Below are 15,414 nucleotides of genomic sequence, written 5' to 3'. Positions count from 1 at the left end.
TTACCTGCTCGAAAATAAGGTGCCACCCTGGCCGTGGGATATGCGATCCCGGGAACCTACTTACGTAGGTGGGCGCCGTATGTCCGAGCCCACGGGCCCGGTCAGGGACAGCTCCCTAGAGATCGATTAAGGCCCCGGGGATATGGTTATCCTCACGCACCGGGCAGCCATGGAGATATAGGCGTTTTGATCGGCCATGCAAAGGGTGAGTTAGAGGAGATCGAACCAGTTTTGCAGACCATGCAGGACCCGTAGAATCACGACGTCCTCGTTCTCAACGACATAGAGGATATTGTGAGCGCCGCTGGGCATCAGGCGGACAACACTTTGAGAGGCTTGGCGTTCGACGGCCAGATAGGGCATCGCCGCTAGCGTATCGAACATTCCGACCAGTTCGCGCTCATAGGCTTCAGACTGTACAAATCCAAATCGCAGGGCGCCGTCTCTGGCGACACCGTCAAGGTCGGCAATGGCTGTAGATGTCAGTAGCCACGCCAATTCCTATGCGCTTTTCTTTTGTTCGACGGCTTCCCTGGCCTTAAGGCGCATCCGCTCCAGCAATTGCTCGCGGTTCATCTCGACCCGGCCGCTCGCTAAAGCCTCATCCACCATCTGCTGTAGTTTTTCGCGCGCCTCGGCCCGCTCCTGATCGCGGCGTACCAGGTCGCGCACATAGTCGCTGCTATTGCCGTAGCGGCCGGTTGCGACCTGATCTTCGACCCATTGCTTCATGGCGTCGGGGAGGGAAACATTCATCGTGGCCATGGCCAGTCTCCACTTGTTCAATCCCTGACCTTTACCACTTTTGGCAATCTTTGCCAACGTCACATCTATATTCTCATCTTGCCGTTCGGCGCGGCGCAAAGCACTATTATCCCGCTTTCGCAGGACGCCCCATGTTCGCGCATATCCTCATCGTCATTATTGCCGCCATTGCCATTTCCGCTTTTGCCGAGCGTCGCAACATTCAGCCGGCCATTCTGGTGGCCATGGTGGGACTTGCGGCATCGTTCATTCCCGGCGTTCCAAGGCTGGAGCTTGAGCCCGAGATCATTCTGGGCATCGTGCTGCCACCTATGCTGTTTTCGGCGGCGAGCGATTTTTCGTTTACCAGCTTTGCGCGACGGCTGGGTTCGATCGTCAATCTGGGCGTGTTCATGGTTTTTGCGGCCACCGCAGCGGTCGGCGTTGTCGCTGCCGGGGTCGTGCCGGAACTGACCCTGCCCGCTGCGCTGGTGCTGGCCGCAGTGCTGGCGCCGCCTGATGCCGTCACCGCTATCACCATTGGCCGCAAGGCGGGCCTGCCGACCGGCCTGATGACCGTGCTCAAGGGCGAAAGCCTGATCAATGATGCGGCAGCGCTGACCATCTTTGCCGCCGCCGTTGCCGCTGTCGCTGGCACCCATGCCTTTATCGACAACCTGCCGATCTATTTCCTCTATTCCTCCGTCGTCGGCGTGCTGCTCGGGCTGATCATCGGCAATTTCGCCCAGTTTGTTCGCCGCCGGTTGGGCAATCCGTCGCTCTCGACGGTCGTCTCGGTCATCGTGCCCTTCGCTGCCTATCTGGTTGCGGAAGAACTGCACGCCTCGGGCGTGCTCGCCGTGGTCACCGCCGGCTTTGCCATCGGCCATCATGCGGTGGAATCTGGCTACGAAGAGCGCATGCAGGAACGCGAGTTCTGGCGCACGGCCGATACCCTGCTCGAAACCTTCGTTTTCGCCTATATCGGCCTGCAGCTGCGCTTCGTCATCACCGACGCCGAAGAAGCCGGCATCGACCTGCCAACCCTCCTATTCGCAGCGACGGCTGTGTTTCTCGCGACGGTCGCCGTCCGCTTCATCTGGGTGTTCGGCACTGCATTGGTGGGACGCTGGCGATACCGCGCCACCCAGAGACGCTGGGTTGAATACAAGGCCGCCCTTGCACGGGGCGACGACCCTTTCGAGCGCCGAGGCAGAACGGCCCGCGCCGACCGGCCCGACGCGCCTGCGCGTCGTCGTCCACAACTCGAACCACCGCAACGCCCACTAAGCTGGAAAGAAAACGTCGTCCTGTCCTGGACCGGCATGCGGGGCGTGGTGACCCTTGCCGCCGCAGCCGGTGTGCCCGCCGTTACCGCCACTGGCCTCGACTTTCCGGGGCGCGAGGCGATCCTCGCCATCGCCTTTCTGGTCACCATCGCGACGCTGCTGATCCAGGGGCTAAGCCTGCCTTGGCTGATCAAGCACCTCGACCTCAACGATCCACGCGCCGAAAAATACCTCGCCGATCAGGAAGACCTGGCGCGCAAGCTGGCCAATGAGGCCACCGCACAGGCGCTGGCGGAATATCGCGAGGCCAACGACACCCCGACGGCGCGCCGCGTCGCCGAAGTCATGGCCCGTCGCAACAAGCTGACCACCGAAGCCGAACATACCGGTCGAAACTTCGATCAGGACGAGGCATTTGAGCTGAGCAAAACCCTGCTGGCGGCCAAGCGCAAACGGTTGATCGCTGCGCGCGACGCGCGTGAACTGGACGAAACCGTGCTGCGCGACGTGCTCGAACACATGGATCTGGAACAGGCTTTTATGGATACGCGCGACAGGACGGTCTGATCGTCAGGGCGAAGAAGCGCCTACCGGCTGGCCATCGGCGCTGCGTCATCGAGCGCCCCCGCAACGCTTTCCAGCGCCTTGGCTGCATCGCTGAGCTTGGAGGCGAATTTTTCCTCGAGCATTTCGATCTCGGCGGCAACTTCCTGCCCGGCGCGCGTCAGCACCACGACTTCCTTTTCAAGCGCCTTGATACGACGCTCGGCCTCGGACAGTTCATCGACCACGGCAATGCCTGCCATCACGGTCAACCGGTTGTCGCCGATTTCGCCCACCGCGCCCTTGAGCGCCTCGACCTGCTTGTTGAACCGCTCAGCCAACCCGATCAGATGCTTTTGCTGGCCCTCTTCGCAGGCCATGCGATATTTGCGGCCATTGATATCGACATTGACTTCCGGCATCGGCCTACTCCGCCTTCGCCAATACGGCGCGCACTGTTTCCATGGCATCGACCAGACGGCGCGACACTTCATGGGCACCATCGTCGAGACGCTTGGCCCGGGCAGCCGTCTTGTCGAGTTCCGTGGCCAGCCGCGATCGCTCATGCACGAGCCGCTGGGTGTCCACTTCAATGCGGTGATGCTGACGCAGTCGTGTTTCCAGATTGCGGACACTTTGATCCAGCCGCGCCATGGCGCGGTCAAAGCGCGCATTGGCGGCGTTCAATCCGTCTTCAAGTTCCGTCTCAGTCATTGCCACTACGGTCCTCAGCCCACGGCGATTCCGGCCCTTGTAAGCCTGCATCACCCTGCCCGCCAATGCAACGGTCTAGCCAACCCGTTGCACCAGCCTTGTCATTGACACAATAGGCGAACCTGTTATGCCTCGAACCCGCCTTTGGGAGGAGGCTTCATGACCCTCTTCTCCCCAGATTTTCAGCCGGATGAAAGCGTGAAACCGATGACAAATACCGCCCAGCAGAACGAACTGGCCAATGCGATCCGCTCTCTGTCCATGGACGCCGTCGAGAAGGCCAATTCGGGTCATCCGGGCCTGCCCATGGGCTGCGCGGATATCGCGACCGTGCTGTTCACCAAGGTGATGAAGTTCGACCCCGCAGACAGCAAGTGGGCTGACCGCGATCGCTTCGTCCTTTCGGCCGGCCACGGCTCGATGCTGCTCTACTCCTCGCTCTATCTGCTGGGCTACGAGGACATGACCATCGAGCAGGTCAAAAATTTCCGCCAGCTCGGCTCCAAGACCGCCGGCCATCCAGAATACGGCTATGCACAGGGCATCGAAACCACCACTGGCCCGCTTGGCCAGGGCGTGGGCAATGCTGTGGGCATGGCTGTTGCTGAAGCCAAGCTGGCTGCCGAGTTCGGTTCCGACATTGTCGATCACCATACCTGGTGCCTCGCCGGTGACGGTTGCCTTATGGAAGGCATTTCCCAGGAAGCCATCGCGCTTGCCGGTCACCTCAAGCTGCACAAGCTGACCCTGATCTGGGACAACAACAACATCACCATCGATGGCGCGGTGTCCAACTCCGACAGCACTGACCAGATCGCCCGCTTCAAGGCATCGGGCTGGAACACCATCGAGATAGACGGCCATGACCAGGCCGCCATCGAAAAGGCGCTGCTCGACTCCAAGAAGTCCGACAAGCCAACCCTGATCGCTGCCAAGACCACCATCGGCTTTGGTGCGCCCAAGAAGGCCGGCACCAACAAGGTGCATGGCTCCCCGCTCGGCGCCGAAGAACTGGCCGGTGCCAAGGCCGCTCTCGGCATCACCTATCCTGCCTTCGAAATCCCAGCCGATACGCTGGAAGCCTGGCGCGCTGCTGGCCGCCGCTCGCAGAACGTGCGTGGCGAATGGCAGTCCCGTCTGGCCGCTTCGGCCAACAAGGCCGAGTTTGAGCGCCGCACGGCAGGCGAGCTGCCAGCTGGCTTTGCCAATGCCATCAACGACTACAAGCAGAAGCTCAGCGCCGATAAGCCAAATGTTGCCAGCCGCAAGGCCAGCCAGATGGCACTCGAAGTCATCAACGCCATTGTCCCCGAGACACAGGGCGGCTCGGCCGATCTCACCGGCTCGAACCTGACCAACACCAAGGAAACCCTGCCCTTCCAGGCGGATAACTATTCCGGCCGCTACATGATGTACGGCATCCGCGAGCAGGGCATGGCTGCGGCCATGAACGGCATCGCCCTTCATGGCGGCCTGATCCCCTACGGCGGCACGTTCATGTGCTTCACCGACTATGCCCGCCCCGCCATCCGCCTCTCGGCCCTGATGCACCAGCGCGTCATCTATGTGATGACCCACGACTCCATCGGTCTGGGCGAAGACGGCCCGACCCATCAGCCGGTCGAACACATGTCCGCCCTGCGCGCCATTCCAAACCTGCTGGTGTTCCGTCCTGCTGACGCAGTGGAAACCGCGGAATGCTGGCAGCTCGCGATGGAAAGCGACAGCGCGCCGTCCATCCTCGCGCTCTCGCGCCAGAACCTGCCGACCGTGCGCACGCAGCACACGACGGAAAACCTGTCGGCCAAGGGCGCCTATACCCTTGCCGGTGAACTCGACGCCCAGGCGATCATCTTCGCCACCGGTTCGGAAGTCGCCATCGCGCTCGAAGGCATGAAGCTGCTGGCCGAAAAGGGCATCAGCGCCCGCGTCGTCTCGGTTCCATCCATGGAGCTCTTTGCCAAGCAGTCCGACGCCTACCGCGCCGAAGTTCTGGGCACTGCCAAGGCTCGCGTGGCCATCGAGGCCGGTACGGAAATGAGCTGGAACAAGCTGCTGGGTGACAAGGGTCGCTTTGTCGGCATGCACGGCTTTGGCGCATCGGGCCCGATCGACGAGCTCTACGCGCACTTTGGCATTACGCCTAAGGCCGTTGTTGAAGCCGTCACCGCACAGTTGTAAGAGAGCCTCGCTCTCCCTTTCCACCTCCCTCCTTAGGAGCGTCTAACTATGGCAATCCGCGTCGCCATTAACGGCTTTGGCCGCATCGGCCGTAACGTCCTGCGCGCCATCATTGAATCCGGCCGCACCGACATCGAAGTCGTGGCGATCAACGACCTGGGCCCGGTCGAGACCAATGCCCATCTGTTCCGCTTCGACAGCGTGCACGGCCGTTTCAACGGCACCGTGACCGTCGAAGGCGACACCATCAATGTCGGCCGTGGTCCGATCAAGGTGACCGCTGTGCGCGATCCTGCCGAGCTGCCGCATGCCGCCATGAATGTCGACATCGCGCTCGAATGCACCGGCATCTTCACCTCCAAGGAAAAGGCTTCGGCCCACCTCAAGGCTGGTGCCAAGAAGGTGCTGATTTCGGCTCCCGGCGATGGCGCTGACCTGACCGTCGTTTACGGCATCAACCACGCCCAGCTGAGCAAGGACCACGTCGTTGTTTCCAACGCGTCGTGCACCACCAACTGCCTGGCCCCCGTTGCCTATGTCCTGCACAAGGAATTCGGCATCGAAAAGGGCATGATGACGACCATCCATTCCTATACCGGTGACCAGCCAACGCTCGACACCATGCACAAGGATCTCTATCGCGGCCGCGCTGCAGCCCTGAGCCAGATCCCGACCTCGACCGGCGCTGCCAAGGCCATTGGCCTGGTGCTGCCCGAGCTCAAGGGCAAGCTGGACGGCGTTTCGATCCGCGTGCCAACGCCAAACGTTTCCTGCGTCGACTTCAAGTTCATCTCCAAGCGCGATGTGACCGCAGACGAGATCAACGCCGCGATCAAGAAATACGCCGATGGCGAACTCAAGGGCGTGCTGAACTACACGACCCAGCCAAACGTCTCGATCGACTTCAACCACGACCCCCATTCCTCGACCATGGCCTTCGATCAGACCAAGGTGATGGGCGGCAATTTCGTGTCGATCCTGTCCTGGTACGACAACGAATGGGGCTTCTCCAACCGCATGGCCGACACAGCCGTCGCGCTGGGCAAGACGCTCTAAGCCTGCAAAACACTCGACACGAAAGGCGCCTTCGGGCGCCTTTTTTGTTTGGGTCGCATTATTTCCCCGACATCGTCATCACCCGGCTTGTCCGGGTGATCCATTTCGCGCCATGTTTGGGGACATGAAGGGCTACGTCTACATCCTTGCGTCGAAAAAGAACGGCACGCTCTATACTGGTGTAACGTCCAATCCGTCGCGGCGCTGGTTTGAGCACCAGCATGCGCTTACCCCAGGGTTTACCGCGCGATACGGGGTTAAGACGCTTGTCTGGATCGAGGAGCATGATCTGGTTATCGATGCGATCCGGCGCGAAAAGGCGATCAAGAAATATCCGCGGCAGTGGAAGATCAACCTGATCGAAGCGGTCAATCCGGAGTGGCAGGATGTTGGTTCGTGGTTGTTGGATGCCCAGTGATGGATTGCCCGGACGAGCCGGGCAATGACGGTGGTTGGACAATTTGGGTCGCATTATTCTCCGGACATCGTCATCACCCGGCTTGTCCGGGTGATCCATCTTCAAACAAAATCGGCAAGAGAAACCGAAAATGAGCCTTGACCGATCCATACGCTGGCAAGGCCTGGACCCAGCCACAATCGAGCACTGCCACGTCATCTCGACCGAACGCGACACCCGTATTCGCGGCACGATCATCACGCCCACCTATGGCCTCTACTACCGCATCAAGCTGGATGACACCGAGCACGTCCGCACCGTCAAACTCGAACGCACTGATGGCGCGGTGCTTGAACTGTTCTCCGATGGCGCCGGCAACTGGTCCGATGATCGCGCCGAGCCGCTTTCAGACCTGCGCGGCTGCATCGATATCGACATCTGGCCAACGCCCCTGACCAATTCGCTGCCGCTGTGGCGCTGCGACTGGGCACTCAACCAGCCGCAACGCTTCGCCATGGCCTGGATCGATGCCGACGCAATGGCGGTCCGCCGCAGCGAACAGATCTACACCCAGCTCGACGCAACCCACTTCCGCTTCCAGTCCGCCGATTTCGAACGCGTGCTCGAAGTCGATGCGGATCTGCTGGTGGAGGACTATCCGGGCGTGTTCGTCCGCTCCTGAACCGCTGTTCCCGGATGGTTTTGCGAGATTTCGATATAGTTATCCCCGCCCCGCAAACCTGCCGCACAATGTGCCCATTCCCGCCATCACGCGGCCCCGACGCAGGGCCGGGCGGGGAGACCGTGGGATGGGGGCGCCTGTCCAGTGGGGTTGGAAACTCGGCAGCCGGACCTGCAAGAATGGTACCGCCTGAACCGGACCTCGCCCAAAGAGCGGATCGTGACGGGCGGCCCTTGGGCCACTCTACTGACTTTTCAGGTCCAACGGCCGCCCGTTACAGTGAAACCGCGACGCCAAAGGGCCGGGCGGCACTTTCTCACGACTGCCCAACGATTCTTCATCGCTGCGCTTCCCCCCTCGCCGCCGCTCTGCTACGCGAAGGGCCACGATCCAGCCTTGGGAGACTCCAGCATGTCCGCAACCTTCAAGACCCTCGACGAGCTTGACCTGAACAACAAGCGTGTGCTGCTCCGGGCCGATCTCAACGTGCCGGTCGCTGACGGCAAGGTGACCGATGCCACCCGCATCGAGCGGCTGGTCCCCACTATTCGCGTCATCGTCAAGCACGATGCCAAGGTGATCCTGCTCAGCCATTTCGGCCGTCCAAAGGGCAAGGTCGATCCTGAATTCTCGCTGGAACAGGTCTGCGCCGCCGTCGCCAATGAAACCGGCCATCCGGTTGGCTTTGTCTCCACCGACTGGACCGATGTGACCGCTGCCAGGCAGGCCATCGACGATGCGCCGGCTGGCTCGGTGCTGATCATGGAAAACACCCGTTTCCATCCCGGCGAAGAAGCCAATGATGTTGAACTGGCCAAGCGCATGGCAAGCCTCGGCGACGTTTATGTCAACGACGCCTTCTCCGCCGCCCATCGCGCTCATGCTTCGACCGAAGCTTTGGCCCACCTGCTGCCGGCAGCTGCCGGCCTTGCTATGCAGGCCGAACTCGAAGCGCTCGAATCCGGCCTCGGCAAGCCCAAGAAGCCGGTCGTTGCCATCGTTGGCGGCGCCAAGGTGTCGTCCAAGATCGACCTGCTCGAAAACCTCGTCACCAAGGTCGATGCGCTCGTCATCGGCGGCGGCATGGCCAATACCTTCCTGCATGCGCAGGGCGTCAGCGTCGGCAAGTCGCTATGCGAAAAAGACCTCGCCGAAACCGCCATCCGCATCATGGAAAAGGCCGTCGATAGCGGCTGCGCCATCATCCTGCCGATCGACGCGGTCGTCGCCTGGCACTTCAAGGCCGACACCCCGACCCGCCTCTACGGCGTCGACGCCATCGACCCCGATGGCATGATCCTCGACATCGGCCCATCCTCGGTCGAGCGCATTCTGGGCGCCATCGACGATGCCAATACCGTGGTCTGGAATGGCCCGGTCGGCGCTTTTGAAATGAACCCGTTCGATGCGGGTACCGTCGCCATTGCCAAGCATGTCGCCAAGCGCACCCATGACGGCAAGCTGGTCTCGGTCGCTGGTGGCGGCGACACCGTTGGCGCGCTGGCCCATGCCGGCGTCAAGGACGCCCTGACCTATGTTTCGACGGCTGGCGGCGCGTTCCTCGAATGGATGGAAGGCAAGCCCCTGCCCGGCGTCGAAGCCCTCAAGAAATAAGCAACGAACACGCAGCACGGCGAACGCTTTTCGTCGTGCCGCGTTTACCTCCACCCACAGTGGCGGAGGTATGTGATGGACAAGATAACGCCGTGCCTATGGTGCAATAACAATGCCGAGGAAATGGCCCGTTTTTACACGGAGCTGATCCCCGATAGCCGCATCAACCAGCGCGTTCTTTCGCCCGCTGATAACCCCTCAGTCAAAGAGGGCGAGGTGCTGACGGTGGAGTTTACGCTCGCCGGCAAAGCCTATACCGCCCTCAATGGCGGCGACTATTTCAAGTTCAATGAAGCCATTTCGCTGCAACTGCTCTGCGACGATCAGGCAGAGGTCGACCGCTATTGGCAGGCGCTTTCGGCCGTTCCCGAGGCCGAGCAATGTGGCTGGGCCAAGGACCGCTTTGGCGTCTCCTGGCAGATCGTCCCCAAGCGGCTGATCGAGCTGATCGCCAGCCCCGATCGAGCCCGTGCCAAACGGGTCCTCGAAGTCATGCTGGAAATGAAAAAACTCGATATCGCGGCACTTGAAGCGGCCTAGAATGCGGCTCTAACTTTAGTCGCATAACCACAGGTCTAATCGATATCGGCCTAACCAAAGTATAATACTTAAAGCAACCCAAACTGCTGAGGTATTCATGACGAAGTCGCTCAATGCTGTTGCCCAGAAACTCATGGAGCCCGGCAAGGGCATTCTGGCTGCTGACGAATCCGAGGGCACAATTGCCAAGCGGTTCGCCAAGATTAACCTCCCCAACTCGCTCGATCTGCGTCGCGATTACCGCGAAATGCTGTTTCGCTCGACCAATGCAATGAAAAACTACATTTCCGGCGTCATCCTGACTGAAGAAACGCTGGAACAATCGGCTGCCGACGGCACTGCATTCCGTTCGATCCTTGCCGATGCCGACGTTATCCCCGGCATCAAGGTCGACCGCGGCGCGTTCCCGATGCCCGGCGATAGCGGTGAAAAGATCACCGAAGGCCTCGATGGCCTGCGCCAGCGCCTCGTGCGCTACGCCGATCTTGGCGCCGGCTTTGCCAAGTGGCGCGCCGTGATCACCATCAATGACGTCGCCCCGACCCGCAACAATATCCGCGCCAATGCCCACTCGCTGGCCCGCTACGCCATTCTCTGCCAGGAAGCTGGCATTGTGCCTGTCGTCGAGCCCGAAGTGGTTGGCGATGGCGAACCCGGCAATCACTCGCTGGAGCGTTGCGCCCAAGTGACCGGCGAAGTGCTGGAAAACGTCTTCAAGGAACTGCGTCTGGCCGGCGTTGACCTCTCGGGCATGCTGCTCAAGCCAAACATGGTCCTGCCCGGCATCAATTCGCGCGATCGGCCGACGGTCGAAGACGTCGCCCGCCGCACTGTCGAAGTGCTGCGCGAGCATGTGCCAGCCGCCGTTCCCGGCATTGCCTTCCTGTCGGGCGGCCAGACCGACGAAGAAGCCACCGCCCATCTCTCCGCCATGAACCAGATCGGCGGCAAGCCTTGGCCACTGACCTTCTCCTATGGCCGCGCCCTGCAAAACGTTGCCCTGCGCACCTGGGCCGGTCGTCGCGAGAACTTCCCGCAGGCACAGGCCGCCTTCACCCACCGCGCCCATATGAACTCGTTGGCCGCTCTGGGCACCTGGAACAACGCGCTCGACCGCGCCGCTTAAGGCCGTCGACCGCTTCAAATTGACGACAAATGCGCGCCTCCCCCCGGTGGCGCGCATTTTCTTTGCGCCCGCTCCGGCCATCGCCTATTGGATGGCCTTCCTCTTTTCGCCAAAATAGGCAGACAAGAAGAGTAGTTCGCGTCGAGTACCGGAAGCCATGGCCCCCCAGCTTTATCTGATTACACCTGCCAATGCCGAGCCGGAGAGCTTTCCCGCCACCCTGATGGCTGTGCTCAACGCTGCCGAATTCTCCGCGCTGCTGGTCAGCCGCGGCGCGATGGATGACGCCGCCTATGGCCGTCTCGCAGCCGCCATCGTCAATGTCGGCCAGGGCGCCGGCTGCGCCGTGCTGATCGAAGACGATATCGCGCTGACCAAGCGCCTCGGCGCCGATGGCGTCCACATCACCAAGGGCCCGGCCGCGATCAAGACTGCCATCGCCGCGCTTAAGCCCGCCATGATCGTCGGCGCTGCCAATGTGCCGTCGCGCCACGATGCGATGACCGCTGGCGAAATGGACATCGACTACGTGTTTTTTGGTCCCCTCGATGGCGTCGACGATGCAACAGCCGCCGATCTTGGCCAGTGGTGGGCAGAGACCTTTGAAATTCCAGCCGTTCTGAGCCAGCCGGCCGCCGACACAGTCGACGCACGCGGTGCTGAATTCTTCGCGCTCTCCGACAGCGTCTGGTCGGCTGCCAATCCCGCTCAGGCTGTCGCAGCGATCGTTGCCAGCCTTGGAGAAAACGCATGATGCGCCGTCTCCTGCTGACCGCACTCATTGCTTTCACGCCCGTCTGCGCCTTCGCACAGGAAGCGGAGCCCGCCACCCCTCCTGCGGCTGCACCGGCTGATGCCATTTCCGACCAGATCTTTGGGCCACGCGTCCCCAGCGACTACGCCTTTGGCGCCTTCCAGCGCGGCTATTTCCTGACCGCCCTCGAATTTGCCCTGCCACGTGCCGAAAAAGGCGACGCCGCCGCCCAGACCCTGATCGCCGAGATCTACGCCAAGGGCCTCGGCGTTGCACAGAACGATCAGCGCGCCGCAGGCTGGTATCAGCTTGCTGCCAATGGCGGCGATCGCCTCGCAACGTTCGAGCTGGCGCTCTATTATCAGGACGGCATCGGCGTGCCGAAAAACCGTGCCCGCGCCGCTGACCTGTTCAACAAGGCCGCCGCCGCCGGCTATATCCCCGCCAAATACAACATGGCCCTGCTCCATGTTGAGGGCATCTACGCCACGCCAAGCCTTGTGACCGCCGCTGGCCTGATGAAGGAAGCCGCCGACGCCGAACTGCCCGAAGCGCAGTACGACTATGCCAGCATGCTGATCGAAGGCGCCGGCGTTGCGCCTGACGTTGCCGCCGGTGCTGGCTATCTCAAGCTTGCCGCGCAGCAGGGCCTTGTCGCCGCACAGATCGACTATGCCACCCTGCTCTATCTTGGTCAGGGCGTCGATCAGGACGTCGCAACGGCTGCCCTCTGGTATTTGCGCGCCGCCGAATCCGGCAATGCCGTGGCCCAGAACCGCTATGCCAAGCTGCTCGCCGTCGGCGAAGGCGTGTCGCTCGATCTCGAAGAAGCGGCGATGTGGCGCGCCCTTGCCCGCCGCCAGGGCCTGTCGGACCCATCGCTGGATCGTTTGCTGATTTCTATTCCGCCTGCCCAGCTTGCCCGCGCCGAAGAACGCGCCCGCTTCTGGCCCTCGACACCGCCCCGCATCGAGACAGTTCTTGAAATCCCGACCACCCCTCAGGTCGGCGGCCCTGTGCTGCCCGCACCAACCGATAGCGGCGAAGCGCCAGCCTCCACCGCGCCGCCCGAACCGCAAGACCCTTGAACCAACGGGCGTTCTGGGGCAATAAGCCGCCACGCTCCTTCAGCTCAATCCATCATCATCGGCCCGCCGCATCCGGCGCGTAGGCCTTGACCGACAATTCGGTACCCGAAAGCAAAACCCGCATGGCCAAGATCAACGGCAACGAAATCCGCCCCGGCAACGTCGTCAATCACCAGGACCGTTTGTGGGTCGCGGTAAAGGTCGATCACGTCAAGCCCGGCAAGGGCGGCGCCTATGCCCAGGTCGAACTCAAGGCCATCCTCGGCGGCACCAAGCTCAACGAACGTTTCCGGTCCGCTGAGACCGTCGAGACCGTCGAGCTCGAATTCCGCGATTTCACCTATCTCTATGAGCAGGGCGACAACCTCGTCTTCATGGACCAGAACACCTACGAGCAGGTCGAACTGCCCAAGGACTTCGTCGGCGAACGCGCCGCGTTCCTGCAGGACGGCATGAAGATCACGCTCGAAATGCACGAAGAAACCCCACTGGGCATCAAGTTCCCAGCCAACGTCGTGCTCGAAGTCACCGAAGTTGATCCGGTGCAGAAGGGCCAGAGCGTTTCCAGCCAGTTCAAGCCGGCAATTCTCAGCAATGGCCTCAAGGTCATGGTGCCCCCATTCATCGCCGTCGGCGAACGCATCGTCGTCGACACCACAGAAGCCACTTACATGCGTCGGGCGGACTAAACCATGGCACGTTCAGCTATCCTCAATGTCATGGTCAGCGCCGCCATCAAGGCCGGCAAATCCCTGACCAAGGACTTCAACGAAGTCGAAAACCTGCAGGTTTCCCGCAAGGGCCCGGCCGATTTCGTCTCCAAGGCCGACCTGCGCGCCGAACAGATCGTCTATGACGAACTGCTCAAGGCGCGTCCGACCTATGCCTTCCTCATGGAAGAAGGCGGCGAGGTAAAAGGCACCGACGGCCAGCACCGCTGGATCATCGACCCGCTCGATGGCACCACCAATTTCCTGCACTCGATCCCGCTTTTTGCCGTGGCCATCGCCCTTGAACGCGCCAACGAGATCGTCGCCTCGGTGATCTACAATCCAGTGCTCGACGAACTCTACACCGCCGAAAAAGGTGGCGGCACCTGGCTCAATGACCGCAAGCGCCTGCGCGTTGCCGGTCGTCGCTCGCTGTCCGATGCCGTGATCTGCACCGGCATCAAGACTCAGGGCACGTCCAATGACGGCCTGCAGCTGCGCCAGCTGGCCCATATCACGCCAGCGGTCGCCGGCATCCGCCGCTCGGGCTCGATCTCGATGGACATGGCCTGGCTCGCCGCCGGCCGCTACGATGCGATCTGGGAAGCCGGATTGGCGCCATGGGACGTCGCGCCCGGCCTGCTCGCCGTCAAGGAAGCCGGCGGTTTCGTTTCCGATTATGCCGGCACGACCGGTTCGGTCTGGAACGGCCAGATCGTTGCCGGCAACGAATATCTGCAGCCAGCCCTGCTCAAGGAACTGCGCCCGATTCAGTAACTCGACTGACCAGGTCACAATGTAGCTCTCCAGCGACATTCAGCGTTGGAGAGCTTTTTTGTTCAAGATCCCGCGCCCCAGACATCCATCGATGCCCAATCCACGATCACACCTCCAACACCATTAACCTTTGTGATTGCCCCGCCCGCGCGCGCTAACTAGTCTGCGCACAAGTGATTTGGCTGTACGGGGGCAAGGTTCAGGCAAGATGACGCAAGGCTACGATCCCTATCACCTCGCCAGTCCGACCGTTTACCTGATCAAGATCGTGATTTTCCTGGTGCTGGTTGCGCTCGTCGGCGCCATCCTGTTCACCCAGATCATCACCTTCTTCTGGGCCAATCCGTTCATCAACTCGATGATCTTTTTCGCCCTGTTCGTCGGTATTTTTCTGAGCTTCCGGCAGGTGATCCGCCTCTTTCCCGAGGTGAAGTGGGTCAATTCCCTGCAGGACGGCACCACCACCAATGTGCGCCCCCCCATCCTGCTCGCGCCCGTCGCCGGTATCCTGCGCGAGCGGATCGGCGAGGCGATTATAACGCCATCCTCGATGCGCTCGATCCTTGATTCGGTCGGCAATCGCCTCGACGAAGCTAAGGACACCTCGCGCTACCTCACTGGCCTGCTGGTGTTCCTTGGCCTCATGGGCACGTTCTACGGTCTGCTTGAAACCGTGAGTTCGGTCGCTGGCGTCATCAATGCGCTCGACGTCACCTCGGCCGACAGCACAGCCCTGTTCGCCAACCTCAAGGAAGGCCTTGCAGCGCCGCTTTCGGGCATGGGCACCGCATTCTCGTCCTCACTATTTGGTCTTGCCGGATCGCTGGTACTGGGTTTCCTCGACCTACAGACCAGCCAGGCGCAGAACGCCTTTTATACCGACCTCGAAGACTGGATGACCTCCATGACCGAGCTCGATCACCCGGTCAGCGCCATGCAGGCCAACGCTGGTGGCCCCGAAATGCAGGCCATGTTCGATAAGCTCGGCGACAGCATGCAGAACCAGAACTCGTCGCAAAACGCCATTCGTGCCATGGCCGAACTGGCCCGCGGCATTGACGGTCTGGTCAAGCACATCCGCGTCGAGCAGGACGATCTGCGCAAGCACATCACCGAACAGGGCGAAACCAACGCCAAGCTACGCGAACTGATCGAGGCCGTCCTGTCGCAAGCCGACACCACCGAGCGGCGGGACTAGT

17 protein-coding genes and 1 other RNA gene are annotated in these 15,414 nt (G+C 61.4%); 13 read left to right on the top strand and 5 right to left on the bottom strand.

What is annotated here, in order from left to right:
• Nucleotides 1-15 precede the first annotated feature (15 nt).
• From ssrS to ABIE28_RS01020, 3 genes are all read right to left on the bottom strand, one after another.
• Nucleotides 16-173: non-coding RNA, 6S RNA (gene ssrS, locus ABIE28_RS01030), on the bottom strand.
• A gap of 37 nt (nucleotides 174-210) precedes the next feature.
• Entirely contained in the window at nucleotides 211-498 is a 288-nt protein-coding gene (locus ABIE28_RS01025) for a type II toxin-antitoxin system RelE/ParE family toxin (RefSeq protein WP_354059293.1), read from the bottom strand.
• Nucleotides 499-501: 3 nt separating this feature from the next.
• Nucleotides 502-765 (bottom strand): type II toxin-antitoxin system ParD family antitoxin, encoded by a 264-nt coding sequence (locus ABIE28_RS01020; RefSeq protein ID WP_354059291.1) that lies wholly within the window; start codon nucleotides 763-765, stop codon nucleotides 502-504.
• Between the two features lie 131 nt (nucleotides 766-896).
• Here ABIE28_RS01020 and ABIE28_RS01015 point away from each other — a divergent pair, with 131 nt between their 5' ends.
• Entirely contained in the window at nucleotides 897-2,600 is a 1,704-nt protein-coding gene (locus tag ABIE28_RS01015; RefSeq protein ID WP_354059289.1) for a cation:proton antiporter, read from the top strand.
• A 20-nt stretch (nucleotides 2,601-2,620) separates the two neighbouring features.
• Here ABIE28_RS01015 and ABIE28_RS01010 read toward each other — a convergent pair whose 3' ends face one another.
• Entirely contained in the window at nucleotides 2,621-2,998 is a 378-nt protein-coding gene (locus ABIE28_RS01010; protein ID WP_354059287.1) for a cell division protein ZapA, read from the bottom strand.
• 4 nt (nucleotides 2,999-3,002) lie between these two features.
• The gene (locus ABIE28_RS01005; protein ID WP_354059285.1) at nucleotides 3,003-3,290 is read right to left on the bottom strand and encodes a DUF4164 family protein; all 288 of its coding nucleotides are present in this window, start codon (nucleotides 3,288-3,290) and stop codon (nucleotides 3,003-3,005) included.
• Between the two features lie 207 nt (nucleotides 3,291-3,497).
• On the opposite strand from ABIE28_RS01005, the gene tkt reads away from it, so the two are divergent.
• The 12 genes from tkt to ABIE28_RS00945 all read left to right on the top strand — a co-directional run bounded on the left by tkt (nucleotide 3,498) and on the right by ABIE28_RS00945 (nucleotide 15,413).
• Complete coding sequence (gene tkt / locus ABIE28_RS01000; RefSeq protein ID WP_354066376.1) at nucleotides 3,498-5,471, top strand: transketolase; 1,974 nt, start codon at nucleotides 3,498-3,500, stop codon at nucleotides 5,469-5,471.
• 48 nt (nucleotides 5,472-5,519) lie between these two features.
• Complete coding sequence (gap, locus tag ABIE28_RS00995; protein WP_354059283.1) at nucleotides 5,520-6,527, top strand: type I glyceraldehyde-3-phosphate dehydrogenase; 1,008 nt, start codon at nucleotides 5,520-5,522, stop codon at nucleotides 6,525-6,527.
• 124 nt (nucleotides 6,528-6,651) lie between these two features.
• A complete protein-coding gene (locus ABIE28_RS00990; RefSeq protein WP_354059281.1) occupies nucleotides 6,652-6,945 on the top strand; it encodes a GIY-YIG nuclease family protein in 294 nt (97 codons plus the stop codon).
• A 130-nt stretch (nucleotides 6,946-7,075) separates the two neighbouring features.
• Complete coding sequence (locus tag ABIE28_RS00985) at nucleotides 7,076-7,606, top strand: putative glycolipid-binding domain-containing protein (RefSeq protein WP_354059280.1); 531 nt, start codon at nucleotides 7,076-7,078, stop codon at nucleotides 7,604-7,606.
• 411 nt (nucleotides 7,607-8,017) lie between these two features.
• Complete coding sequence (locus ABIE28_RS00980; RefSeq protein ID WP_354059278.1) at nucleotides 8,018-9,220, top strand: phosphoglycerate kinase; 1,203 nt, start codon at nucleotides 8,018-8,020, stop codon at nucleotides 9,218-9,220.
• Nucleotides 9,221-9,295: 75 nt separating this feature from the next.
• A complete protein-coding gene (locus ABIE28_RS00975; protein ID WP_354059276.1) occupies nucleotides 9,296-9,760 on the top strand; it encodes a VOC family protein in 465 nt (154 codons plus the stop codon).
• Nucleotides 9,761-9,857: 97 nt separating this feature from the next.
• A complete protein-coding gene (locus tag ABIE28_RS00970; RefSeq protein ID WP_354059274.1) occupies nucleotides 9,858-10,886 on the top strand; it encodes a class I fructose-bisphosphate aldolase in 1,029 nt (342 codons plus the stop codon).
• Between the two features lie 157 nt (nucleotides 10,887-11,043).
• On the top strand, nucleotides 11,044-11,640 hold the full coding sequence (locus ABIE28_RS00965; RefSeq protein ID WP_354059272.1) for a thiamine phosphate synthase: 597 nt from the start codon (nucleotides 11,044-11,046) through the stop codon (nucleotides 11,638-11,640).
• Nucleotides 11,637-12,728, top strand: a complete 1,092-nt coding sequence (locus ABIE28_RS00960) for a tetratricopeptide repeat protein (RefSeq protein ID WP_354059270.1) — start codon at nucleotides 11,637-11,639, stop codon at nucleotides 12,726-12,728. The genes ABIE28_RS00965 and ABIE28_RS00960 overlap by 4 nt, the downstream gene beginning before the upstream one ends.
• Nucleotides 12,729-12,850: 122 nt before the next feature.
• Nucleotides 12,851-13,417 (top strand): elongation factor P, encoded by a 567-nt coding sequence (efp, locus tag ABIE28_RS00955; protein WP_354066375.1) that lies wholly within the window; start codon nucleotides 12,851-12,853, stop codon nucleotides 13,415-13,417.
• 3 nt (nucleotides 13,418-13,420) lie between these two features.
• The gene (locus ABIE28_RS00950; protein WP_354059269.1) at nucleotides 13,421-14,215 is read left to right on the top strand and encodes an inositol monophosphatase family protein; all 795 of its coding nucleotides are present in this window, start codon (nucleotides 13,421-13,423) and stop codon (nucleotides 14,213-14,215) included.
• Nucleotides 14,216-14,423: 208 nt separating this feature from the next.
• Complete coding sequence (locus ABIE28_RS00945; RefSeq protein WP_354059267.1) at nucleotides 14,424-15,413, top strand: flagellar motor protein MotA; 990 nt, start codon at nucleotides 14,424-14,426, stop codon at nucleotides 15,411-15,413.
• Nucleotide 15,414 lies beyond the last annotated feature (1 nt).

Source organism: Devosia sp. 2618, assembly GCF_040546815.1.
Lineage (GTDB): Bacteria > Pseudomonadota > Alphaproteobacteria > Rhizobiales > Devosiaceae > Devosia.
The sequence above is the reverse complement of the archived record's forward strand: the minus strand, read 5'-3'. Positions and strand labels throughout refer to the sequence as shown.

Excerpts from the sequence above, each read along its gene's own strand:
- ABIE28_RS01020 (WP_354059291.1), bottom strand. The coding sequence starts at position 765 with ATGGCCACGATGAATGTTTCCCTCCCCGACGCCATGAAGCAATGGGTC.
- ABIE28_RS01015 (WP_354059289.1), top strand. The coding sequence starts at position 897 with ATGTTCGCGCATATCCTCATCGTCATTATTGCCGCCATTGCCATTTCC.
- ABIE28_RS01010 (WP_354059287.1), bottom strand. The coding sequence starts at position 2,998 with ATGCCGGAAGTCAATGTCGATATCAATGGCCGCAAATATCGCATGGCC.
- ABIE28_RS01005 (WP_354059285.1), bottom strand. The coding sequence starts at position 3,290 with ATGACTGAGACGGAACTTGAAGACGGATTGAACGCCGCCAATGCGCGC.
- tkt (WP_354066376.1), top strand. The coding sequence starts at position 3,498 with ATGACAAATACCGCCCAGCAGAACGAACTGGCCAATGCGATCCGCTCT.
- gap (WP_354059283.1), top strand. The coding sequence starts at position 5,520 with ATGGCAATCCGCGTCGCCATTAACGGCTTTGGCCGCATCGGCCGTAAC.
- ABIE28_RS00990 (WP_354059281.1), top strand. The coding sequence starts at position 6,652 with ATGAAGGGCTACGTCTACATCCTTGCGTCGAAAAAGAACGGCACGCTC.
- ABIE28_RS00985 (WP_354059280.1), top strand. The coding sequence starts at position 7,076 with ATGAGCCTTGACCGATCCATACGCTGGCAAGGCCTGGACCCAGCCACA.
- ABIE28_RS00980 (WP_354059278.1), top strand. The coding sequence starts at position 8,018 with ATGTCCGCAACCTTCAAGACCCTCGACGAGCTTGACCTGAACAACAAG.
- ABIE28_RS00975 (WP_354059276.1), top strand. The coding sequence starts at position 9,296 with ATGGACAAGATAACGCCGTGCCTATGGTGCAATAACAATGCCGAGGAA.
- ABIE28_RS00970 (WP_354059274.1), top strand. The coding sequence starts at position 9,858 with ATGACGAAGTCGCTCAATGCTGTTGCCCAGAAACTCATGGAGCCCGGC.
- ABIE28_RS00965 (WP_354059272.1), top strand. The coding sequence starts at position 11,044 with ATGGCCCCCCAGCTTTATCTGATTACACCTGCCAATGCCGAGCCGGAG.
- ABIE28_RS00960 (WP_354059270.1), top strand. The coding sequence starts at position 11,637 with ATGATGCGCCGTCTCCTGCTGACCGCACTCATTGCTTTCACGCCCGTC.
- efp (WP_354066375.1), top strand. The coding sequence starts at position 12,851 with ATGGCCAAGATCAACGGCAACGAAATCCGCCCCGGCAACGTCGTCAAT.
- ABIE28_RS00950 (WP_354059269.1), top strand. The coding sequence starts at position 13,421 with ATGGCACGTTCAGCTATCCTCAATGTCATGGTCAGCGCCGCCATCAAG.
- ABIE28_RS00945 (WP_354059267.1), top strand. The coding sequence starts at position 14,424 with ATGACGCAAGGCTACGATCCCTATCACCTCGCCAGTCCGACCGTTTAC.